Genomic DNA, 22041 nt, shown 5'->3' on the forward strand with positions numbered 1-22041 from the left:
CGCTGTCGGTGCAGCTGGCGCAGCAGGCCGGCGCCGACGGCTGGCGCGCGCTGCGGCTGGCCGGCATCGACGGTGTGGTGCACCTGGCCGGCCGCCTGCGTTGACGTTGCGTGCCGCCGCCGGCCGGTGTATCGTCTGCGCAGTTCAACCAACACCAGGGATGCGACGATGACGCTAATGATATTGGGCTTGCTGATATTCCTCGGACTGCATTCGGTCCGCATCTTCGCGGACGACTGGCGCACCGCCATGCGTGCCCGGCTCGGCGAGAACGGCTGGAAGGGTCTGTATTCGCTGGTATCGCTGGCCGGCTTCGGGCTGCTGCTGTGGGGTTACGGGCTGGCGCGCCAGCAGCCGGTGGTGGTGTGGTCGCCGCCGGTGTTCATGCGGCACATCGCGGCGCCGCTGATGGTGCTGTCCTTCATCCTGCTGGTGGCCGCCTACGTGCCGCGCAACGGCATCAAGGCGCGCCTGCACCATCCGATGACGCTGGCCGTCAAGGTCTGGGCGCTGGCCCACCTGCTGGCCAACGGCACGCTGCACGACATCATCCTGTTCGGCAGCTTCCTGGTGTGGTCGGTGCTGCTGTTCCGCTCGGCCCGCAAGCGCGATGCCGCCGCCGGCACCGTCTACCCAGCCGGCAAGGGCGGGGCGACGGCGGTCACGGTGGTGGCGGGGATCGCGGTGTCGGTGCTGTTTGCCCACTGGCTGCACCGGATGCTGATCGGCGTGAGCCCGTTCTGAAGGCTCAGCGGCATTTGCCCCGTATCGCCGCAGCGATCACCCACGGCAGCGAGTACGGTCCCACCACCGCGACCGGCCCGATGTGGGCCGGCTGCAGCTTGAGCGCATCGTCATGCAGGCAGTCGGGCACCTTGGCCTGCTCGAAGGCGGCGCTCATCTTGTCGTGCGCGCTGGGCGTGGTGGTGCCGTAGACCCCGGCCGTGGCCCTGGCCGGATCGACCGGATGCGGGTCCTCCGCGATGGTGTCGCGCACGGCCTTGCGTATCAATTCGTCGGACAGCGCCGGCGGCCGGCTCAGGGCCCCCGCGACCGGTTCGGCCGGCTTCACCGCCGGCCTGGACGCCTGGGCCGGCGCTTCCGGCAACGGCCAGGCGGCCAGCGGCAGTGCCGCCAGGCAGGCCGCAACAACGATTCCCTTCATCCCGGCTCCAATCGCGCACACGATAAGGCTTTAAACCTGCTTATCATAACAAAACAGCATTAAAATCGGCAGACCACATTCATGACGAAGGATGGATTATGACGGACTGGACCAGCGGCTACGTCGCGGACATCGGCTATACCTACGGCTACTATGATGCGCTCAATCCGTTGCGGGCCAACCTGGCGCTGCTGAAGCAGGGCCTGGCGCCGCCGCAGGCCGCCACCGCGTGCGAACTGGGCTTCGGCCAGGGACTCAGCATCAACGTCCACGGCGCCGCATCGGCCGTCCAGTGGTACGGCACCGACTTCAATCCGGCGCAGGCCGGCTACGCGCAGGAACTGGCCGCCGGCATCGACGGCGGCCCCCGCCTGTTCGACCAGTCCTTCGCCGAATTCTGCAGCCGGGCCGACCTGCCGGACTTCGACTTCATCGGCGTACACGGCATCTGGAGCTGGATCTCGGACGAAAACCGCGCCATCATCGTCGACTTCGTGCGGCGCAAGCTCAGGGTCGGCGGCGTGCTGTACATCAGCTACAACACCCAGCCCGGCTACGCGGCCATGGTCCCCATGCGCGACCTGATGACGCAGCACGCCGCCACGCTGACGCCGCCGGGCGCCGGCGTGCTGGCCAAGGTCGATGGCGCCCTCGCCTTCGCCAACCGGCTGATGGCCACCAATCCCCTGTTTGCGCGCACCAATCCGCAGATCGCGGAGCGGCTGAAGTTCATGGAAACCCTCGACCGCCACTACCTGGCCCACGAGTACTTCAACCGCGACTGGCTGCCGATGTCGTTTGCCGACATGGCGCAGCTGCTGTCCACGGCCAAGCTGGACTTCGCCTGCTCGGCCGCCTTCACCGACCTGGTCCCGGCGCTCAACCTGACGCCGGACCAGCAGCAGCTGCTCAAGGAACTGGGCGACCCGACGTTCCGCGAAAGCGTCTACGATTTCATGGTGTGCCAGCAGTTCCGCCGCGAGTACTGGGTCAAGGGCAAGCGCCCGCTGCGGGCGCTCGAGTGCGCCGAACAGCTGCGCGCCCAGCGCGTGGTGCTGTGCGAAGCGCCGGCATCGGTCACCCTCGCCATCAAGGGCGCGCTGGGCGACGCCGCGCTGACCGAGGCCATCTACGCCCCCATCATCAAGCTGCTGGGCGATCACGCGGTGCGTACCATCGGCAACATGGAGGCGTCGCTGCGCAGCGAGGGCATCGTGCTCGGCCAGCTGCACGAGGCCTGCCTGCTACTGGCGAGCAAGGGCGTGCTGGCCGGCGCCCAGGACCCAACCGTGGCCAACGCGCGCCGTCCGCAAACCGACCGCCTGAACCGGCGCCTGCTGCGTCAGGCGAGCTGGAGCGGCGACGTGTCCACGCTGGCCAGCCCGGTGACCGGCTCCGGCATTCCGGTGGGCCGCTTCCAGCAGCTGTTCGTCAGCGCCATCATGCAGGGCAAGCAGCAGCCGTCGGAATGGGCTCATTACACGTGGCAGGTGCTCAAGGAGTCGCGGCAGACCATTTCCAGGGAAGGCGTCATGCTGCTCGGCGACGAACAGAACCTGAGCGAGCTCACCACCCAGGCCACCGAGTTCCGCGAACGCCGGCTGCCGCTGCTACGCGCGATGGGCATAGTCTGACACCGGCTCGGCCACCGCCACGCGGACGGTGTCGCGGCCGCCCTGCTTGGCCGCGTACAGCATGGTGTCGGCCTGTTCGAGCCAGCCGGCCGGCGTGCCGCGCTTGTCCATGAAGGCCACGCCGATCGACACGGTCAGCGGATGGCCGTCGATCAGCGTGGCGCCGGCCACGGCGGCCCGCAGGTTGTCGGCCAGCCGGCTGGCCGCGTTCAACCCGGCGCCGTTGGCGATCACCGCGAACTCCTCGCCGCCGTAGCGGAACAGGCGGTCGGTCGAGCGCGTGTGCAGGCGCATCACCTCGGCCAGGCGCCGCAGCGCCTGGTCGCCGGCCGCGTGGCCGTGGGTGTCGTTGACCTGCTTGAAATGATCCAGGTCCAGCAACAGCAGGCAGGCCGGCAGCTGCGGACGGCGCTCGTCGGCGTGCTCGGCCAGCTTGCGGTCCAGCGCGCGGCGGTTGCCGATGCCGGTCAGGAAGTCCAGTTCGACCTCGGTGTGCAGCGCCTTGTTCTGCTCGCCCGTGCGGTAGGCGAAGATGTAGGCGAACAGGTTGACCAGGCCGATGGTGACGATGATGGTCAGCAGGTTCAGCACCGCCATCTGCGACACCAGGATGGCCACCAGCGCCACCAGCGTGACGCTGTTGATCGCCACCGCCACCCGCGGCCGCAGCACGAAGTAGCAGGCGATCATGGTCGGGTAGACCCAGTAGATCAGCGAGATGCCGCGCAGGTAGACCGTGGCCAGCAGGCCGGCCGAGTAAAACAGCGTGACGCAAAAGCCGGCGACGCGGTGGCGGCCGGTGCGCCACACGTGCACGATCACCGCCAGCATGGCCAGCACCAGCGCCAGGTCGACCGCGGCCGACAGCCATTGGCGCTGCACCAGGCGGTACACGCCGAACGGCAGGATGCTGGGGATGGTCAGCGCGCACAGCAGCATGAGGATCACTTCCTCGATGCTGCGCTTGCGCTGCCCGGACAGCCAGCCGAAGCGGCGGCCCGCGCCCTTGCTCATGCCGGACACCTCCCGCGGCTTCAGGTCGGCTGGCCGGCGGGGGCCGGTGCCGCGCCGCCGTGGCCGGCGTTATGTGGATCGCCCTTCGGATCGGCATGCGGCTCGGCCTGCGGATCGGCCTTGTGCTGGCCGGACAGGAACATATACATGGCCGGCACCACGAACAGCGTGAACAGCGTGCCGATCGACAGCCCGGTAAAGATCACCAGGCCCATCGCGTGGCGCCCGGCCGCGCCGGCGCCGGAGGCCACCACCAGCGGCACCACGCCGAACACCATGGCGGCCGTGGTCATCAGGATGGGGCGCAGGCGGGTGGCGGCCGCCTCCTCGATGGCCTCGCGCTTGCTCTTGCCGGCGATGCGCAGGTGGTTGGCCACCTCGACGATCAGGATGCCGTGCTTGGAGATCAGCCCCATCAGCGTCACCAGCCCGACCTGGGTGTAGATGTTGATCGAGGCGAAGCCGAGGAAGATAAAGGTCATCGCGCCGAACAGCGCCATCGGCACCGAGAACAAAATCACGACCGGGTCGCGGAAGCTCTCGAACTGCGCGGCCAGCGCCAGGAACACGATGATGACGGCGAACGCCATCGTCACCAGGAAGCCGCCCGACTCGCTCATGAACTGGCGCGAGCCGCCCGAGTAGTCGACCGTGTAGCCGGTCGGCGCCACTTCCTTGACGGTGTTGCGCAGGTATTCCAGGATCTCGCCCTGCGAGGCGCCGGTCACGCCCGAGATGGTGGCCGAGTTGAGCTGCTGGAAGCGGGTCACCGATTCCGGCTGCACGCTGTACTTGATGCTGGCCACGGTGCTGGCCGGGATCATGGCGCCGCCCGGGGTCTTGATGTAGAAGTCCAGCACGTCGGCCGGGTTCAAGCGGTCGACCTGCTGCACCTGCGGGATCACCTTGTACGAGCGGCCCGAGATCGAGAAGTAGTTGACGTAGCCGCCGCCCAGCGCCGCGCCCATGGCGTTGCCGAAGTCCTGCTGCGTCAGGCCCAGCGTGGCCAGCTTGTCGCGGTCGACCTCGACGCGCGCCTGCGGCGAATCGATCTTCAGGTCGACGTCGGCGAAGTAGAATTTATTGTCCTTGCGGGCCTTGTCCAGCACCGCCTGCGCCACCGTGTTGAGGTTCTCGAACGGCTCGGTGGTGGTGATGACGAACTGCACCGGCAAGCCCGAGCTGCCCGGCAGCGCCGGGAACTGGAACGCCGCCACGCGCCCGCCCGCCACGTTGTTCCACTTCTGCTGCAGCTCCTGCTGGATCTCGTGCGCCGAGCGCGAGCGCTTGTCCCACGACTTGAACAGCACGCCGCCGATGCCGGCGTTGGTGGTCGGCACGCCGGTGATCTGGAACATCTGCTCGTACTCGGGCAGCGAGTGCGAGATGTCGAAGATCTGCTTGGCGTAGGCCTGCATCTGGTCCGAGGTGGCGGTTGGCGCGCCGACCACCTGCGACAGCACGATGCCCTGGTCCTCCTCGGGCGCCAGCTCGGACTGCGACATCTTGAACATCAGCCCCAGCAGCAGGCTCAGGATCACGCCCATGACAATCAGCACCGGCCAGGTGTTGAGCAGGCTGTGCAGCAAGCGCAGGTAGCCGTTGTGGACCTTCTCGAACACCTTGTCGATGGCCTTGACGAAGCGGCCCTCGTCCTGCTTGGCGTCGAAGAAGTGGCCGCACATCATCGGCGACAGGGTCAGCGCGACGATGCCCGACACCGCCACCGCGCCGGCCAGCGTGAAGGCGAACTCGGTAAACAGCGCGCCGGTCAGGCCACCCTGGAAGCCGATCGGCACGTACACCGCGATCAGCACCACCGTCATCGCCAGGATCGGGCTGCCCAGCTCGCGCGCGGCGATGATGGCCGCGTCGAACGGCTTCATGCCCTCCTTCATGTGGCGGTCGACGTTCTCCACCACGATGATGGCGTCGTCCACCACCAGGCCGATGGCCAGCACGATGGCCAGCAGGGTCAGCAGGTTGATCGAGTAGCCCAGCATCAGCATCACGAAGAAGGTGCCCACCAGCGACAGCGGCATGGCGATCACCGGCACGATCACCGCGCGGAAGCTGCCCAGGAACAGGTAGATGACGATGGTGACGATGACCAGCGCTTCGATCAGGGTCTTGACCACCTCGTCGATGGAAGTATTGATGAACTCGGTCGAGTCGTAGACGATCTCGCCGGTCAGGCCGTTGGGCAGCTGCTCCTTGATCGGCGGGAAGGCTTCGCGCACGCGCTTGGCCACGTCCAGGATGTTGGCCTCTGGCGCCACCTTGATGCCGATGAACACCGAGCGCACGCCGCTGAAGGCGACGTTGAAGTCATAGTTCTCCGAACCCAGCGTGACGGTGGCGATGTCCTCCAGGTGGACGATGGCGCCGCCCGCCTGCTTGACGGCCAGCGCCTTGAACTCTTCCACCGTGTGCAGGTCGGTGCCGGCGGTCAGCGGCACGGTCACCATCTGGCCCTTGGAAGCGCCCAGGCCGGTCAGGTAGTTGTTCTGCGCCAGCGCGGTGCTGACGTCGGTCGCGGTGACGCCGTGCGCCGCCATCTTGTTGGCGTCCAGCCAGGCGCGCAGCGCGAACTGGCGCGCACCCAAGAGCTCGGCGGTCTGCACGCCCTGGATCGAATCGAGCTTGGGCTTGACCACGCGCGCCAGGAAGTCGGTCACGTTGTTGGTCGGCAGCGTGTCGCTGTAGAAGCCCATGTACATGGCGTCGGTGGTCTGGCCGGTCTGCACCGTCAGCACCGGCTGCTGCGCCTGCTGCGGCAGCTGGTTGCGCACCGAGTTGACCTGGGTGGTGATCTCGGTCAGCGCGCGGTTGGAATCGTAGTTCAGCCGCAGGGTGGCGGTGATCACCGACACGCCGCTGTTGGACGACGAGGACAGGTAGTCGATGCCCTGCGCCTGCGCGATGGCCGATTCCAGCGGCTGCGTGATGAAGCCGGCCACGGTGGCGGCGTCGGCGCCGTAGTAGGTGGTGGAGATGGTCACCACCGCGTTCTGCGTCTTCGGATACTGGTTGATCGGAAGGCTGAACAGCGAGCGCAGGCCCAGCACGACGATCAGCAGGCTGACCACGCTGGCCAGCACCGGCCGCTTGATGAAGATGTCGGTGAAATTCATGGCGCCCCTTCCCTTAGTGTTCCTGCGGCGTCGGATTCGGGTTGTTGGCCGGCTGCACCTTGTTGTCGATCACGGCCGGCGTGCCGTTCTTCAGTTTCAGCTGGCCGCTGGTGACCACGGTCTGGCCTTCCTTGAGGCCGGTGAGGATGGCGACCTGGTCGCCGCGCGTGGGGCCGGTGGTAACGAACACCTGCTGCGCCACCAGGTGGGCGTTGCCCTTGTCATCCTTGAGCGTGTCCTTGGCGTTGGCCGGCGGCGGCGCCAGCACGAACACGGTCGAGCCGTACGGGTTGTAGGTGATGGCGGTCTGCGGCAGCGTCAGGTATTTCTTCTTGTCGCCCTGGTCCAGGCTGACGTTGGCGAACATGCCCGGCAGCAGCTGGCGCTTGGCGTTGGGCACGGTGGCCTCGACCTGCACGTTGCGCGTGGCGCTGTCGACCTTCGGACTGATCGAGGTGACCTTGCCGGGGAAGGCCACGCCCGGATACGCGTCGGCGCTCAGGTTGAGCTTCTGGCCGATGGACAGGCCGGCCAGCTGTTTCTGCGGCACGAAGAAATCGACATACACCGTATCGATGGTTTGCAGCGTGACCAGCTTGTCGCCCGGGTTGAGGTACTGGCCCGGATTGACGGCGGTGATGCCCAGCTTGCCCGCGAACGGCGCGCGGATGGTCTTCTTGTCGACCACGGCCTGCTGCTGCGCGGCAAGCGCCTTGCGGCTCTTGAGGTCGGCCTCGTCGTTGTCGAGCTGGGCCTGGCTGATGGCCTGGGCGGCGAACTGCAGCTTGTCGCGCTTGAGCGTGGTGGCCGACAGGTCGGCGGCGGCCTGCAGCGCGCGCAACTGGGCGATGTCGGCGTCGGCGTTCATCTCGAACAGCACCTGGCCGGCCTTGACCTCGTCGCCGGACTTGAAGTGCACCTGGCGCACCAGGCCGGCGATCTCGGAGGTGACATCGACGCCGCGCACCGGCACCAGCGTGCCGACCGACGTCAGTTGCGGCTGCCATTCCGACACCTCGGCCTTGATCGCCGTGACGGTCTGCGCGCCGGGCTTGGGCGAGCTGGCGATCAGCTTTTTGATCTGCAAATATTTGCCGAACGCCAGCACGGCGATCAGGACAAGGACGGCGCCTATCATGATGAACATACGCTTGGTCATGTATCGTTCTCCTGCTTTTAGTGTTGTTTGATGTGCTTACTTGGCGCTGCCGTAGGGTGCTACGGCCGAGACCGCCGTGGCGGCCGGCACGCCGCCGGCGCGGTTCCACCAGCCTCCGCCCAGCGCCTGGAACAGCGCGGCCGTGTCGGCGTAGCGGGCCGCCTGCGCCTGCACCAGCGCCACATGGGCCTGCTGGTAGCTGCGCTGCGCGTCCAGCAGCGCCAGGTAGCTGATGCCGCCCAGCTTGTACTGCTGGGTGGCCAGCGCCAGCGATTCGGCCGCCAGTGATTCGGCCTCGGCCTGCGCCTTCAGCGCGGCGGCGTCGGAATCCAGCGCGCGCAGGCTGTCGGCCACGTTCTGGAAGGCGTTCAGCACGGTGGCGCGGTACTGGGCCGCCGCCACGTCGTAGGCCGCCTCGGCCGCGCGCTTCTTCGCGCTCAGCGCGCCGCCGTTGAAGATGGGCGCGGTCAGGCCGGCGGCCAGGTTCCAGGCCGTGGTCTCGGCGTCGAACAGCTTGCCGAAGGTCTGGGCCGAGGAGCCGTAGCTGCCGCTCAGCGTGAACTGCGGATATTGCGCCGCCGTCGCCACGCCGATCGCCGCGCTGGCCGCGTGCAGCTGTTCCTCGCTGGCGCGGATGTCGGGCCGCTGGCGCACCAGCGCCGACGGCAGCGACACCGGCAGCGCGTCCGGCAGGGTCAGCGATTCCAGCGCGAACTCGGGCATGCCGGCCTCGCTCGGCAGCTTGCCGGCCAGCACGGACAGCTGATGGCGGCTTTGCGCCAGCGCCTTTTCCAGCGGCGGCAAGGTGGCGGCCACCTGCGCGGCCTGGTTGCGCTGGCTGAGCAGGGTGTTGCGCGGCACGGCGCCCAGCTGGAATTGTTTGTCGATCACGCCCAGCTGCTGGTTGAGCGCGTCCAGCACTTCGCGGGTGGCCTTGAGCTGCGCGCGCAGCGAGGCTTCGCGGATGGCGGTGGTGACCACGTTGGCGCTCAGCGCCAGATAGGTGGCCTCGACCTGGAAGCGCTGGTAGTCCACCTGCGCCTGCGCGCCTTCCAGCGTGCGCCGCGTGGAACCGAACACGTCCGGCGTGTAGGCCACGTTGACCGAGGCGTTGTACAGGTTGAAGACGCCGCCCTTGCCGCCGCCCGCCTCCGAGACTTTCTGGCGGGCCACGCCGAGCTGGCCGTTGACCGACGGATAGACCAGGCTGCCGGCCTGGGCGTTATAGCTTTCCTGCGCCTGGCGCAGCGACGCCTCGGCCGCCGCCATGTTCGGGTTCTGCGCCAGCGCGCCGCGGATCAGCTGGTCCAGCGCGGGCGAGCGGAACACCGTCCACCACTGCGCGGGGATGTCCTGCCCCGCCACGAACTGCTGGGCGCCGCCGGCCACGCCGGGCGACGACGCGGTCGTGGGCGCCAGCGGCGTGGGGGTGTAGCTGTCCCCAGCGGCCGTCGGCGCGGCCGGGGTCTTGAAGTCCGGGCCGAGCGCGCAGCCGCCCACTCCCGCGGCGACCAGCGCCGCCACGCCGGCACGCAGGGCGTGCCGCCGGAATTGCCTGAAGTTTTGATTTCTCACAAAAAAACTCCCACCTGGGCTTGACGCCCGACCAAAAGGTTAACTGAACTGCACTTTTGCTCGACATATTCGCACTTTTTTTGTGCTGAGTGTGGTTTTTATATGAGGTGCGCGTTCACAAACTTGCTGGACGAAAAAAAAACGGGCTCCGCCGTCAAGGCGAAGCCCGTTTCCGGATGGGGCTGGATCAGGCTGCTTCAGCGGTGGCCACCACGCCGTAGGCGCGGTTGGCTTCGGTCAGGGAGAAGGCCGACGGGCCGTTCACCACGGAATCGGCCGCGCGCTCGCTGCTGCGGTAGGTGATCGGCATCTGGTAGCGGCGCAGTTCCTCGGGGCTGATCTTGCCGTCCTTGTTGGTGTCGGCGATGGCCAGGTCGACCTTGCCGCTGCCCAGGACGCCATTTTCGTCGACGCCCGGCAGCGGTTCCGGCGACACCAGCTTGGTATTGTCGTCCGCGCCGGCGTCCAGGCCGAACTTGGCGTGGAAAAACTGGGTCTCGGGACGCTGCACCAGGCGCTTCAAGCCTTCGTCGAATTGCTTCAACGCCAGCTTCATGGCGTCGTCGTCCGATTCCGCCACCGCCTTGACCACCGCGCTGGCGCGGTCGGCGGCGTTGACCGTGTGCGACGGATCGGTTTGCAGCGGGGCGTTAAAGCCAGGCAGCGACAGGTAGGCGGCGACCGAGGCGTTCAGGTCGGCGTCGGCGACAGGCGAGGCGACTTTTTTGGGCTCAAGCGTCTTCTCCGCAGCCGTGGCCGCGTTGAGGGTGGCACCACCAATGTTGTTCACCATAATCATAATCGACTCCTGTTTGACGACGCGTGAAGCGGCCGAACAATAAAAACTTCTACCCCATCATTCTATCAAGGAATTGGCAACAATCACCATTTTTGGCGGCCGGAGAGGCGAAAAAGTGTGTTTTTCCCATGCGAAACTTGCAATTAGGAATTATTCCGATTTGCGAAATCAATTACTTAGCGCCTGCAATAGTTTTTCCCCATCAGGACAGCCCCAGCCGGTGCAGGCGTCCCAGCCGGCGGTCGCCTGTTGCGCGCCGTTGTTGCCGGTCGTAACATCCCGGGTCACGCCCTTGCCCTGCAGGGAACCGTACAGCAGCGGATTGAGGAAGCCGACCGGGTGGCCCAGGCGCTGGTTGATCAGCGCCAGCAGCCCGGCCCACAGCGGCGCCACCGCGCTGGTGCCGCCAAACACCAGGTTCTGGCCGTCCACCCTCACCTTGTAGCCGCTGGCCGGATCGGCATCGGCGGCCACGTCGGGCACGCCGCGCTTGGCCTGGCCGTCCGCCACGCCCAGTTGATAGTCCGGCCGGCTGAAAAAGTTGCTGTAGCCGCCGCCGGTGGCGCTGTTGGGGCCGCTGTTCCAGACGGTTTCCACCGCCGGGCCGCCGTCCTGCAGCGCCACGCGGGTGCCGCCGCAGGCCAGCGCGTGCGGCGCCGAGGCCGGGAAGTCCACGTGCTGGGCGCCGTCGCTCACGCCGTCGGTGGAGCCGTTGTCGCCGGCCGCGCACAGGATGGTCACGCCCATCGCGGCGGCGTCGGTGAAGGCTTGCTCGAACGCGGTCATGGCTTGCCCGGTCCAGGCCGATTCGGGCGCGCCCCAGCTGATCGAAATCACCGACGGCTGGTTGACCTCGTCGTGCACGGCGGCGGTGATGGCATCCAGGAAGCCGCGCTCGGTGTTGGGGGCGTAGTACACCGCGATGGTCGCGCCCGGCGCCACCGAGGCCGCCACCTCGATGTCGAGCATCACCTCGCCGTCGGCGCTGTTGGCGGTGGTGGGCCGGTTCTTGGCGTGGTCGATGCTGACGGTCTTGACGCAGGGCGGCTTCAGGCCCAGTTCGTGGAAATAGATCTTCAGGTCGCGCGGCCGGCTGCCGCCGCCCAGCTCGATGATGCCGATGCACTGGCCGCTGCCGTCCAGCCCCTGCGGGAAGTTGTACAGGCTGGCCAGCTGCGGCGGCGAGAACGAGATGTTGGCCGCCGCAGCCGAAGCGAAGCCGTCCGCCTGCAGGCGCTGGAACTTGGGCGTGGCCACCGGCCGGTCGTCCAGCCCGAACACGCCCTCGACCACGCCGGCCAGCTGGTCCGGCACGCTGAGCTCGCCGACCCGGCCACGGTAGCTGCCGTCCGGGTATTCATATTCCTCCAGCTGGACGCCGAAGGCGCTGCACATCTGGGCGGCGGTGCCGGCCAGCACCACGCGCCGCTGGGCCGCGTTGCTGCTGATGACCGCCATGCCGTGCTGGGCCGCGAAGTCCTCGACCGTGGCGATGTCGGCGTCGCTGGCGCCGTGCGCCTGGGCGAACTGCTCGCGGCTCAGGTACTGGCGCGCGAGGGGCCGGGTGTCGGCCGCGGCGGTCTGCAGGTCCAGCTGCGCGCGCTCGGGGGCGTGGCGCAGCCGCACGGTGATTTCGATGGTCTGCTCGTCCGCCACCGGCCCCAGCGCGACCGCGCCTTGCAGCGCCAGCTGGCCGCTGCCGGGAATGATGTTGGAATGGGAAGTCGTTGCCATGGTCGTCTCCTTGGGTATCGGTTGTCCTCAGACGATACTGGCCGCGATGGCGGTGCGATTGATGCAGCGCAGAGGTGTCGCTGATTACACACTTGCACATATCTCATATGCGGGATATATTCCCATTTATGAGAAACGATATCGAATCCCGCCTGGCCCAGCGCCTGGCCGCCCTGCGCGAGGAGCGCGCCCTGTCGCTGGACGAGCTGGCGGCCGCCAGCGGCATCAGCCGCGCCACGCTGTCGCGCCTGGAACGCGGCGAAACCAGCCCGACCGCCGCCCTGCTGGGCAAGCTGTGCGCCGTGTTCGGCCTGCCCATGTCGCGCCTGGTGGCCGAGGCCGAGGCCCAGCCGGGCGAACTGCTGCGCGCCACCGACCAGGCGCTGTGGCAGGATCCCGCCACCGGTTTCAGGCGCCGCATGGTGTCGCCGCCGGCGCGCGGCTACGCGGTCGAGCTGGTCGAGGGCTGGCTGCCGCCCGGCGCCCGCATCGACTACGAGCGCGCGCCGGTGGCCGGCATGGAGCAGCACCTGTGGATGCTCGACGGCGCGCTGGAATACACCCTCGACGGCGTGGTCCACCGGCTGGAGACAGGCGATTGCCTGCGCTTCCACCTGTTCGGCGCCACCGCCTTTTTCTGTCCAGGGCCGTCGCCGGCCCGTTACCTGATCGCCCTATGCCCACCATAATCCAACTCGACGCCGCCGGCCTGCACCGCCACGCGGCCGACCTGGCGCACGTGCTGCGCGACTGCGTGCTGCACGGCGCCAGCGTCGGCTTCCTGCTGCCCTGTCCGCTGGAGGAAGCGCAGGCGTTCTGGCTGGCGCTGGCGCCGCAGGTCGAGCGCGGCGAACGCCTGCTGTACGCCGCGTTCGACGCGGACGGCGCGCTGTGCGGCACGGTGCAACTGGTGTTGGGCGGCCTGCCCAACAGCCGCCACCGGGCCGAGATTTCCAAGATGCTGGTGCATTCCTCTGCACGCCGGCAAGGCATCGCGCAGGCGCTGATGGAGCATGCGCTGGAGCGGGCCCGCGCGCTCGGCTGCACGCTGGTCGTGCTCGACACCTGCACCGGCTTCCCGGCGCAAACGATGTACGAAAAACTGGGCTTCGCCGTCACCGGTGTCGTGCCCGATTACGCCGCCATGCCCGACGGCACGCTGGGCCCGACCACCTTCATGCACCTTCAATTGTGACAGTTACGCCACCTTATTGGACAGTCCACCTTGATTAACTGGTCAGGCCACCGTAGAATTGGCCGACCAGTTAAAGCACTTTCTTCCCGCATTACACAGATTTTTGACCAACCGCGAGCCCGGCGTTCCCCACGCCTTCCTCGCGGTGGCACGGCATACGCGAGGTGTGCCGACCGGCGACCGGCGCAGACCGGCGTTGTCCAACTCAATATCTGGAGACTTCAATGCACCTCACCTTACGCAAAGCCGTGGCGGCCGCCACGAGCGCCGCCAGCATCGCCCTCGCCGGCGGCGCGCACGCGGCCACCGATCCGCTGCACAACGCCGTCATCAGCGCCAGCTACAACGGCGACGCCGCCGGCATGCTGGGCCTGGACCACGGCTTCAACGCCGAGCCGGGCAGCAACGTCAGCGGCCTCGATCCCAACAACCCCGGCGCCGAGTTCCTCAGCGCCGACTACCTGCTGGCCTTCGACTTCGCGGCCGACGGCAGCCTGACCATCTACAACAACGGCCCGATCGACGCCGGCAGCCACAGCGCGCGCTTCGACTTCGGCGCCACGCTGGCCGCGCCCATCGCCGGCTTCCGCGTCATCGACAGCGGCGCCACCAGCGGCACGCCGGTCCTGACCATCATCGACAGCCACACCATCGCCATCGACCTGGGCGCGGTGAACTGGAACGGCGACTTCAACCCGCTGCGCACGGCCATCACGCTGCAGGCCGCGCCGGTGCCGGAACCGGCCGCCGCGTGGATGCTGCTGGCCGGCCTGGCCGGCATGGGCGCGCTGGCCCGCCGCCGCAAGCCACAGCGCTAAACCGCCCTCACCTCAAGGAGCACCATATGAAACGCTACGGTTTCAGGGCGGCGCTACGCCTGTCCCTTTGTTTATCGCTGTCGATGACGGCGGCACTGGGCGGCCACGCGGCCGCCGCCGACACCGCGCTGCAAACGGCGCCGGCCGACGGTTTCGCCGCGCTGGCCGGCGGCACCAGCGGCGGCGCGGCCGCGCTGTCGTCCAACATCTACACCGCCACCAACCGCGTACAGCTGCTGGCCGCCATCAAGCATGGCGGCACCGCGCCCAAGATCATCAAGTTAAGCGGCACCATCGACATGAGCGAGGGCGTGCCCTACGCGAACACCGGCGACCAGGCGATACGCGGCCTGATACGCCTGCCCAGCAACACCACGCTGATCGGCGACGGCGCGGCGTCCGGCATCGTCAACGGCCATATCGTCGTGGCCAACGTCTCGCAGGTCATCATCCGCAACCTGAAGATCGTCAATCCCTGCGACGTCGGCCCGGTCTGGGACCCGAACGACGGCGCGCTGGGCAACTGGAACTCGGCCTACGACGGCATCGGCATCAGCGGCTCGGACCACATCTGGATCGACCACAACACCTTCACCGACGGCGCCATGACCGACGACCTGCTGCCGGTCGAGAACGGCCAGCCCAAGCAGTGCCACGACGGTGCGCTGGACATCACCAACGCCTCCGACTACGTGACGGTGTCGTACAACGTCTTCGGCCAGCACCGCAAGAACAACCTGATTGGTTCGAGCGACAGCGCCACCGCCGACAGCGGCAAGCTGCACGTCACCTTCAGCAACAACGTGTTCCGCGACGTCGTCAGCCGCGCGCCGCGCGTGCGTTATGGCCAGGTCCACGTGGTCAACAACTACTTCGCCGGCAGCAAATCGCATCCGGCCTACCCGTACGAATACAGCATCGGCGTGGGCCAGGCGGCGCAGATCCTGTCCAACAACAACGTGTTCGAGATCGCCGGCGTGTCGCGATGCGACGACGTCGTCGAGCCGATCGGCGGCACCGTGCCCGGCGCCTTCAAGGACACCGGCTCGATGCTGAACGGCGCGCCACTGGCCGGCTGCTCGGCGCCGAGCAGCGTCGCCTACACCGTGCCGTACGCGTACACGGCGCGGCCGCTGGCGCTGGTCAAGGCCAACGCGCTGGCGCAGGCCGGCGGCGGCAAGCTGACCACCGCCATCACAGGCAGCGGCAACGTCACGCCCGATGTCGGCTTCACGCTGGCCTGCCCGCCCTCCGGCCTGTACTTCTGCGACGACTTCCAGAACGGCAGCGCCGCCAACTGGAACCTGCTGCCGGTGGCGGGGCCCAACGGCAGCTTCGGCGTCAAGCCCGAAACCGTCGGCGGCACCAACGTGGTGATGCAGTACACGGCGGCCACCACCGGCGGCGTGCTGGCGCTGCTCAAGCCCGCGGCCATGGCCAAGGTGCCGTCCGCCGACTACTACGTCGAGGCGCGCATCAAGCCGCTGACCAACAGCACCACCGGCAACAAGCAGCTGTACCTGGTCACACGCTACAAGGACGCCGCCAACTGGTACGGCGCCGGCCTCAATGTGCAAAACAGCACCGCCAGCACGCAGGTGGAAATCGCCAAGATGCTGGCCGGCTCGCTGTCGCGCCCCAGGCAGGTGAAGAAGCCCATCGCGCTGGACGCCCAGTTCTACACGGTGCGCTTTGAAATGATCGGCACCGCGCTGACGGTCTACCTCGACGGCGAATCGCTCGGCACCGTGACCGACGCCGCCTTCGCGGAGCGCGGCCAGGTCGGCCTGTACACCGCCAACAAATCGTTCCAGATCGACGACGTCCGCATCGGCGATCCGGCGCTCAAGCCTTCGCAGCTGACGCTCAATCCTTCGTCGCTCGGCTACACGGCGGAGGTGGGCGACGCGCCGCTCGCCATCGGCGTCACGGCCGTCAAGCCGGATGGCACGCTCGATACATTCAGCGCCAGTTCCAGCAATCCGGCGGTGGCGGCGGTGGCGATCAACGGCACCACGCTGACGGTCACACCGGTGGGCGCCGGCAGCGCCAATATCATCGTCACCAGCGATTCCGATCCGACCTTGCAGCGCGCGATCGCGGCCACCATCGGCGCGCAGTTCCAGCAGCCCACGCAGACCTACCCGCTGGCCGGCGCCACCCTCCCCGCGCAAGCCGGCGGCGCCAACATCGACGTCTCGCTCAAGCTCACCTTCGACACGCCGCCCACGCTGGGCAGCATCGGCAGCATCCGCATCTTCCGCAAGGCCGACGATGCGCTGGTCGACGTGATACGCCTGTCCGGCGAGACCGACATCCTTGGCTACGCCGGCCAGCCGGTGATCCGCAAGGTCAACACCACGCCGGTCAGCATCAGCGGCAATACAGCGACGATCAAACCGCACAGTAACAAGCTGGCCTACGGCACCGAGTATTACGTCGCCATCGCCAACGGTGTGTTCAACGGCGCCACGCTGGGCGGCGTGCCGTTCGCCGGCATCGGCAAATTGGGCGACTGGTCGTTCACCACGCGCGCCGCCGGCCCGGCCTCCGGCAGCACCAGCCTGACCGTGGGCGCCGGCGACGACGCCGACTTCAACACCGTGCAGGCGGCGCTGAATTACGCGATGAAGGAACTGGGCGCCAACGATCCGGTCACCATCACCGTGCGCAATGGCGTCTACAACGAGCTGCTTTACCTGCGCGGCAAGAACAACGTCACGCTGGCCGGCGAGAGCCGCGACGGCGCCGTGATCCAGTACGCCAACTACGACACGCTCAACACCGGCTCCGGCGCCAGCCAGGCCAACGGCGACAGCGCCACGCCGTCCGGCGGACGCGCGGTGATGCTGGTCGAAGCGGCCGACATGCTGACCATCGACACGCTGACGCTGAAGAACACCACGCTGCGTTCGGGCGCCATCTCGGCCCAGGCGGAAACGATTTACTTCAATAGCGACGCGGGCCGCCTGCTGGCGAAGAACGCCAGCTTCCACAGCGAACAGGACACGCTGAACCTCAAGGGCTGGTCGTGGTTCTACCACTCGCTGGTGGCGGGCAATGTGGACTTCATCTGGGGCGGCAGCCACGCCGCCTTGTTCGAAGAGAGCGAGATCCGCTCGGTCGGCGACACCGCCAACGCGGCCAGCGGCGGCTACGTGCTGCAGGCGCGCGTGCCCAGCGCCACCGACAAAGGCTACGTCTTCCTCAACAGCAGCCTGACGCACGGTCCCGGTCCCGGCCCGCTGCATGGCGACGTGCCGGCCGGCGCCACCTACCTGGCGCGCAGCCCGGGCGGCACCGCGACCTGGGACAACGTCGCCTTCATCAACACGCGCATGGACACGCACGTGGCCACGGTGGGCTGGGCCGGCGCCGGCGTGAACGGCCAGCCGGCGCCCAACCCGGTGGTGCCGACCGCCGCCAGCGGCTGGCGCGAATACGGCAGCACTACGCTGGCCGGCGCGCCGGTCAACCTGGCGGCGCGCGTGGGCGGATTCCAGTTGAGCGCCAGCGACGTGGCGGCCGGTTTCGCCGACCGCGCCAGGGTGTTCGCGGCGTTTAATGGCGGCGCCGGATGGAACCCGCAACCGTAGGTTGTCATCGAGCCGTCACAAGCTGGGAGTAGGATATCGCGGGCGCATGGTAGGCTGTGCGCCCACGATCCCTCACAACCAGACGACGAACCAACATGACCAAGAAACTGTCCCTGCCCGCACTCGTAATCGCGACCTCCTGTCTTGCGCTGCAAGCCGTGTATGCAGCCACCCCGGCTGCCAATCCGGCCGAGGCGGCCCAGCCCAAGCTGGTGGTGGTGCTGGTGGTGGACGGCCTGCCGAACGAACAGGTGCTGCGCTACCGCGACCAGTTCGGCCAGGGCGGCCTGCGCCGCATGCTGGACCAGGGCGCGTCGTTCAACAACGCCCACCAGGCGCACGGCATCACCGTCACCGCGATCGGCCACAGCGCAGTACTGACCGGCGCATATCCGTACGTGCACGGCGTGATCGGCAATAACTGGATCGACCCGGTCACCAAGAAATCGGTCTACTGCACCGAAGACACCAACTACACCTACATCGATGAAGAGACCAAACCAAGCGACGGCACCGCGCCGACCCGCCTGAAGGTCGACACGCTGGGCGACCAGCTGCGCTACGCCACCGGTGGCCGCAGCAAGGTGGTCACCGTGTCCGGCAAGGACCGCGGCGCGATCCTGTTGGCCGGCAAAACCGGCACCGCCTACATGTACATGGACAAGAGCGGCAACTTCGCCAGCAGCACCTTCTACATGAAGGCGCATCCGGCCTGGGTCAAGCAATACCAGGCCACCAAGCCGCAGGACCGCTACTACGGCAAGTCGTGGACGCCGCTGCTGCCCGAAGCGGCCTACGCCAACGACGCCAGCGAAGACCTGAACCAGGTCAAGGCCGGTACCCACAACCGCCTTCCCTACGCCTACTACAGCGAGAACGGCGGCATCGACGCCGACTACTACAACCGCCTGAAGACCGGCCCCTTCCTCGACCAGCTGACGCTGGACTTCGCGCGTGCCGCGGTGGAAGGCGAGAACCTCGGCCGCAATCCGGCCGGCGTGCCGGACCTGCTGGGCGTGAGCCTGTCGGCGCACGACTACGTCAACCACGCCTTCGGCCCTGAAAGCAAAATGTCGCACGACCACCTGCAGCGTGTGGACCGCATGCTGGCCGACTTCTTCAACTACCTGGACAAGCGCGTCGGCATGGACAACGTGCTGGTGGTGCTGACCGCCGACCATGGCTTCCCCAACACGCCCGAGTTCTCGCGCACGCAGCACATCGACGCCCAGCGCATCGACGGCGACAAGCTCATGGCCGCGCTGGACAAGCACCTGTCGGACAAGTTCGGCGGCGCCAAGCTGCTGAGCGCCTGGTCGCTGCCCAACATCCACCTGGACTACGCGCAGATCGACAAGAGCGGCCTGAAACGCGAAGACGTGGAAAACGCCGCCGCCCGCTACCTGCTGGCGCAGAACGGCATCGTCGAAGCCTACACCCGCACCCAGCTTGAAAACGGCGCGGCCAACACCACCCGCATGGCCACGCTGATGCGCCGCGCCTGGAACCGCGAGGCGTCGGGCGACCTGATGGTGGTCACCAAGCCTTACTGGTACTTCGGCACCGGCACCAGCGGCACCTCGCACGGTTCGCCCTACGCCTACGACACCAATGTGCCGCTGCTGATCATGGGCAAACGCTGGATCAAGCCGGGCGCCTACGGCCAGTACGCGGAAGTGGTCGACATCGCGCCGACGCTGGCCAACCTGCTGCACGTGCGCCCGCCGGCCGGCGCCGAGGGCCGCGTGCTGACCGAGACGCTGCGCTGAGTAAATATCATATTGATATTTAAAAATAATATATTGGCAATATTGTAAAATGATGGTAGCTTGTCATTTCTCACAACAAAGATGGGGAAATGATGAAAAAAATCGCATTCGCAGTACTCGCTTTGGTTGCCGGCGTTGCTAACGCCGGCGTGTTATTCAACAATGGCCCGGTGGTCGATGGCGACGGCAAGTCCATTTTGGCGCCGGACGCCTCGACCCTGGGCTACGGCAACCAAAGCGCCTCCGGCAATTTCGTCGCGGACGACTTCGATGTCACGGCCGGCAAAAGCTGGAACGTCTCCAGCCTGAGCTTCTACGGCTACCAGACCAACGCCGGCAAATTCACCTTCACCTCGGCCACCTGGAGCATCGTTTCCGGCGACGACGTCAACACCGGCAAGGTGGTGGCTTCGGGCACCAGCGCGGTCACCAATGGCGGCCTGGCCGGTTATCGCGTCACCGACACCACCCTGGACAACAAGCAGCGCGGCATTTACCAGATCAACGCGGATATCGCCGACATCACGCTGAGCTCCGGCCACTACTGGCTGACCTGGGGCGTGACCGGCACCGCCGCTTCCGGCCCATGGCAGCCGCCGACCTCCGACGCGCGTGAAGGCAACGCGGCGCAATCCGGCGGTGGCGATCCGTTCGCGACCCTGGTCGACGACAACAGCGGCCTGACGTCCGAACTTCCGTTCACCGTCAACGGCACCATCGCCGCCGTGCCGGAGCCGGAAACCTACGCCATGATGCTCGGTGGCCTGGGCCTGATCGCGCTGGCACGCCGCCGCGCGCGCCGCGGCTGACCTCCAGCCTCGCTTTGCGGGCGCCTCCGCGGCGCCCGCAAATAAAGTATCGCCTGTGGAAGTGCTTCCAGCTATAGTAGGGGTCGACATTCAACTTCCGCGATGACGACATGCATAAATACGGTTTGCTGCTGGCTGCCTTCGGCGTGATCGCCGCCCCCTCCTTCGCGGCCGCGCCGCGCGCCACCACCGCCACCGGCGTGGTCGAAGGAACGCTGGAAGCTTCCGGCGTCACATCATACAAAGGAATTCCATTCGCGGCGCCGCCGGTCGGCAATCTCCGGTGGAAGGCGCCGCAGCCGGCGCAGAAGTGGCGCGGCGTGCGCAAGGCCGACCACTTCGGGCCTCGCGCCATGCAGCTGCCGCTGTTCGGCGACATGGTGTTCCGCTCCGACGGCGTCAGCGAGGACTGCCTGTACCTGAACGTGTGGACGCCCGCCAAATCCCCCAAGGACAAGCTGCCGGTGCTGGTCTACTTCTACGGCGGCGGTTTCGCGGCGGGCGACGGCTCCGAACCGCGCTACGACGGCGCCAGCATGGCCGCCAAGGGCATCGTCACGCTGACCGTCAACTACCGCCTGAACATCTTCGGATTCCTGGCCCACCCCGAACTGACGGCCGAATCGCCGCACAAGGCCTCCGGCAACTACGGCCTGATGGACCAGGCGGCGGCGCTGCAATGGGTGGCGAAGAATATCGCGGCTTTCGGCGGCGATCCCGCGCGCGTCACCATCGCCGGCGAATCGGCCGGCTCATGGTCGGTCAGCGCGCAGATGCTGTCGCCATTGGCCAAGGGATCGATCGCCGGCGCCGTCGGCGAGAGCGGCGCGCTGCTTGGCCTGGAGCCCCCGCAGCCGCTGGCGGTCGCGGAAAAGAAAGGCGCCGCCTTCGCCGCACAAATCGGCGCGCCGACGCTGGCCGCGCTGCGCGCCATGCCCGCCCAGCAGCTGCTGGACACGATGAAGCGGCCGGACGCGCCATGGTTCGCCGCCATCCAGGACGGCTACGTGCTGCCACGCAGCCCGGTCGAGATGTACACGGCGGGCGAGCAGGCCAAGGTGCCGCTGCTGGCCGGATGGAATTCGCAGGAGGGCTACTACAAGCAGGTGCTGGGCGAAGCCGAGCCGACGCCGGAGAACTTCGGCAAGGCGCTGCAAACCATGTTCCGCGAGCGCGCCCCGGCCGCACAGCAAGCCTACAGCGGCGACGTAATGCAGGCCGCGACCGACCTGGCCGGCGACCTGTTCATCGCCCACGGCACCTGGAAGTGGATCGACACACACGCGCGCACCAGCGGCCAGCCGGTCTACCGCTACTACTATTCCCGACCGCGTCCGGGCCAGACCGGCGCCGGACATTCGGTCGAAATCGAATACGCGCTGGGTAACCTGCCATCGAATAAAGTGTATTCATGGACCGCCGACGATTTCGCGCTGTCGGCGCAGATGCAGGACTACTTCGCCAACTTCATCAAGACCGGCAATCCCAATGGCGCGGGCCTGCCGGAATGGCCGCGCGCCAGCAGCGGCAAGGGTTCGCGCCTGATGCGGCTGGACGCACCATCGGCCGCGATGAGCGCCACCGACGACGCCCACCACGCCTTCCTGGAGCAGCAGCGGCAAAATCAAATAAGCAAATAA

General features: G+C 67.3%; 16 protein-coding genes. 9 read left to right on the forward strand and 7 right to left on the reverse strand.

From position 1 onward, the window contains the following. Positions 1 to 168 precede the first annotated feature (168 nt). Positions 169 to 744 carry an NnrU family protein gene (locus GTP90_RS22270; protein ID WP_161085594.1) on the forward strand — a complete coding sequence of 192 codons (576 nt, stop codon included), beginning with the start codon at positions 169 to 171 and terminating at the stop codon, positions 742 to 744. A 4-nt stretch (positions 745 to 748) separates the two neighbouring features. Here the strand turns inward: GTP90_RS22270 and GTP90_RS22275 are convergent, their stop codons facing one another. Beyond that, on the reverse strand, positions 749 to 1165 hold the full coding sequence (locus tag GTP90_RS22275) for a hypothetical protein (protein WP_161085595.1): 417 nt from the start codon (positions 1163 to 1165) through the stop codon (positions 749 to 751). Between the two features lie 98 nt (positions 1166 to 1263). Between GTP90_RS22275 and GTP90_RS22280 the strand changes: the two genes are divergently transcribed. Next, the gene (locus GTP90_RS22280) at positions 1264 to 2799 is read left to right on the forward strand and encodes a class I SAM-dependent methyltransferase (protein WP_161085596.1); all 1536 of its coding nucleotides are present in this window, start codon (positions 1264 to 1266) and stop codon (positions 2797 to 2799) included. Here the strand turns inward: GTP90_RS22280 and GTP90_RS22285 are convergent. The 6 genes from GTP90_RS22285 to GTP90_RS22310 all read right to left on the reverse strand — a co-directional run bounded on the left by GTP90_RS22285 (position 2776) and on the right by GTP90_RS22310 (position 12214). Beyond that, complete coding sequence (locus GTP90_RS22285) at positions 2776 to 3813, reverse strand: GGDEF domain-containing protein (RefSeq protein ID WP_161085597.1); 1038 nt, start codon at positions 3811 to 3813, stop codon at positions 2776 to 2778. The two genes, GTP90_RS22280 and GTP90_RS22285, sit on opposite strands and share 24 nt — an antisense overlap. Positions 3814 to 3833: 20 nt before the next feature. Continuing rightward, on the reverse strand, positions 3834 to 6947 hold the full coding sequence (locus GTP90_RS22290; RefSeq protein ID WP_161085598.1) for an efflux RND transporter permease subunit: 3114 nt from the start codon (positions 6945 to 6947) through the stop codon (positions 3834 to 3836). Between the two features lie 13 nt (positions 6948 to 6960). Continuing rightward, entirely contained in the window at positions 6961 to 8106 is a 1146-nt protein-coding gene (locus GTP90_RS22295; protein ID WP_161085599.1) for an efflux RND transporter periplasmic adaptor subunit, read from the reverse strand. A 36-nt stretch (positions 8107 to 8142) separates the two neighbouring features. Beyond that, the gene (locus GTP90_RS22300) at positions 8143 to 9681 is read right to left on the reverse strand and encodes an efflux transporter outer membrane subunit (protein WP_161085600.1); all 1539 of its coding nucleotides are present in this window, start codon (positions 9679 to 9681) and stop codon (positions 8143 to 8145) included. A gap of 187 nt (positions 9682 to 9868) precedes the next feature. After that, entirely contained in the window at positions 9869 to 10480 is a 612-nt protein-coding gene (locus GTP90_RS22305; RefSeq protein WP_161085601.1) for an EF-hand domain-containing protein, read from the reverse strand. A gap of 168 nt (positions 10481 to 10648) precedes the next feature. Further along, entirely contained in the window at positions 10649 to 12214 is a 1566-nt protein-coding gene (locus GTP90_RS22310) for a S53 family peptidase (RefSeq protein WP_175048184.1), read from the reverse strand. A gap of 128 nt (positions 12215 to 12342) precedes the next feature. Here GTP90_RS22310 and GTP90_RS22315 point away from each other — a divergent pair, with 128 nt between their 5' ends. The 7 genes from GTP90_RS22315 (at position 12343) to GTP90_RS22345 (ending at position 22041) form a co-directional block, all read left to right on the forward strand. Beyond that, a complete protein-coding gene (locus GTP90_RS22315) occupies positions 12343 to 12903 on the forward strand; it encodes a helix-turn-helix domain-containing protein (RefSeq protein WP_161085602.1) in 561 nt (186 codons plus the stop codon). Beyond that, a complete protein-coding gene (locus GTP90_RS22320) occupies positions 12891 to 13409 on the forward strand; it encodes a GNAT family N-acetyltransferase (RefSeq protein WP_161085603.1) in 519 nt (172 codons plus the stop codon). The genes GTP90_RS22315 and GTP90_RS22320 overlap by 13 nt, the downstream gene beginning before the upstream one ends. 224 nt (positions 13410 to 13633) lie before the next feature. Beyond that, the gene (locus tag GTP90_RS22325; protein WP_161085604.1) at positions 13634 to 14227 is read left to right on the forward strand and encodes a VPLPA-CTERM sorting domain-containing protein; all 594 of its coding nucleotides are present in this window, start codon (positions 13634 to 13636) and stop codon (positions 14225 to 14227) included. A 26-nt stretch (positions 14228 to 14253) separates the two neighbouring features. Beyond that, positions 14254 to 17823 carry a pectinesterase family protein gene (locus GTP90_RS22330; RefSeq protein ID WP_161085605.1) on the forward strand — a complete coding sequence of 1190 codons (3570 nt, stop codon included), beginning with the start codon at positions 14254 to 14256 and terminating at the stop codon, positions 17821 to 17823. A gap of 95 nt (positions 17824 to 17918) precedes the next feature. After that, positions 17919 to 19592 (forward strand): alkaline phosphatase family protein, encoded by a 1674-nt coding sequence (locus tag GTP90_RS22335; protein WP_161085606.1) that lies wholly within the window; start codon positions 17919 to 17921, stop codon positions 19590 to 19592. 92 nt (positions 19593 to 19684) lie between these two features. Next, positions 19685 to 20401 carry a PEP-CTERM sorting domain-containing protein gene (locus tag GTP90_RS22340; protein ID WP_161085607.1) on the forward strand — a complete coding sequence of 239 codons (717 nt, stop codon included), beginning with the start codon at positions 19685 to 19687 and terminating at the stop codon, positions 20399 to 20401. A gap of 110 nt (positions 20402 to 20511) precedes the next feature. Beyond that, positions 20512 to 22041 (forward strand): carboxylesterase/lipase family protein, encoded by a 1530-nt coding sequence (locus GTP90_RS22345; protein ID WP_161085608.1) that lies wholly within the window; start codon positions 20512 to 20514, stop codon positions 22039 to 22041.

Origin of the sequence: Duganella vulcania, from assembly GCF_009857655.1 — a bacterium.
Taxonomy (GTDB): Bacteria; Pseudomonadota; Gammaproteobacteria; order Burkholderiales; family Burkholderiaceae_D; genus Rugamonas; species Rugamonas vulcania.

Coding starts and splice junctions, on each gene's coding strand:
- GTP90_RS22275 (WP_161085595.1), bottom strand. CDS start 1,165: ATGAAGGGAATCGTTGTTGCGGCCTGCCTGGCGGCACTGCCGCTGGCC.
- GTP90_RS22330 (WP_161085605.1), top strand. CDS start 14,254: ATGAAACGCTACGGTTTCAGGGCGGCGCTACGCCTGTCCCTTTGTTTA.
- GTP90_RS22310 (WP_175048184.1), bottom strand. CDS start 12,214: ATGGCAACGACTTCCCATTCCAACATCATTCCCGGCAGCGGCCAGCTG.
- GTP90_RS22270 (WP_161085594.1), top strand. CDS start 169: ATGACGCTAATGATATTGGGCTTGCTGATATTCCTCGGACTGCATTCG.
- GTP90_RS22345 (WP_161085608.1), top strand. CDS start 20,512: ATGCATAAATACGGTTTGCTGCTGGCTGCCTTCGGCGTGATCGCCGCC.
- GTP90_RS22280 (WP_161085596.1), top strand. CDS start 1,264: ATGACGGACTGGACCAGCGGCTACGTCGCGGACATCGGCTATACCTAC.
- GTP90_RS22340 (WP_161085607.1), top strand. CDS start 19,685: ATGAAAAAAATCGCATTCGCAGTACTCGCTTTGGTTGCCGGCGTTGCT.
- GTP90_RS22305 (WP_161085601.1), bottom strand. CDS start 10,480: ATGATTATGGTGAACAACATTGGTGGTGCCACCCTCAACGCGGCCACG.
- GTP90_RS22335 (WP_161085606.1), top strand. CDS start 17,919: ATGACCAAGAAACTGTCCCTGCCCGCACTCGTAATCGCGACCTCCTGT.
- GTP90_RS22290 (WP_161085598.1), bottom strand. CDS start 6,947: ATGAATTTCACCGACATCTTCATCAAGCGGCCGGTGCTGGCCAGCGTG.
- GTP90_RS22325 (WP_161085604.1), top strand. CDS start 13,634: ATGCACCTCACCTTACGCAAAGCCGTGGCGGCCGCCACGAGCGCCGCC.
- GTP90_RS22320 (WP_161085603.1), top strand. CDS start 12,891: ATGCCCACCATAATCCAACTCGACGCCGCCGGCCTGCACCGCCACGCG.
- GTP90_RS22315 (WP_161085602.1), top strand. CDS start 12,343: ATGAGAAACGATATCGAATCCCGCCTGGCCCAGCGCCTGGCCGCCCTG.
- GTP90_RS22285 (WP_161085597.1), bottom strand. CDS start 3,813: ATGAGCAAGGGCGCGGGCCGCCGCTTCGGCTGGCTGTCCGGGCAGCGC.
- GTP90_RS22295 (WP_161085599.1), bottom strand. CDS start 8,106: ATGACCAAGCGTATGTTCATCATGATAGGCGCCGTCCTTGTCCTGATC.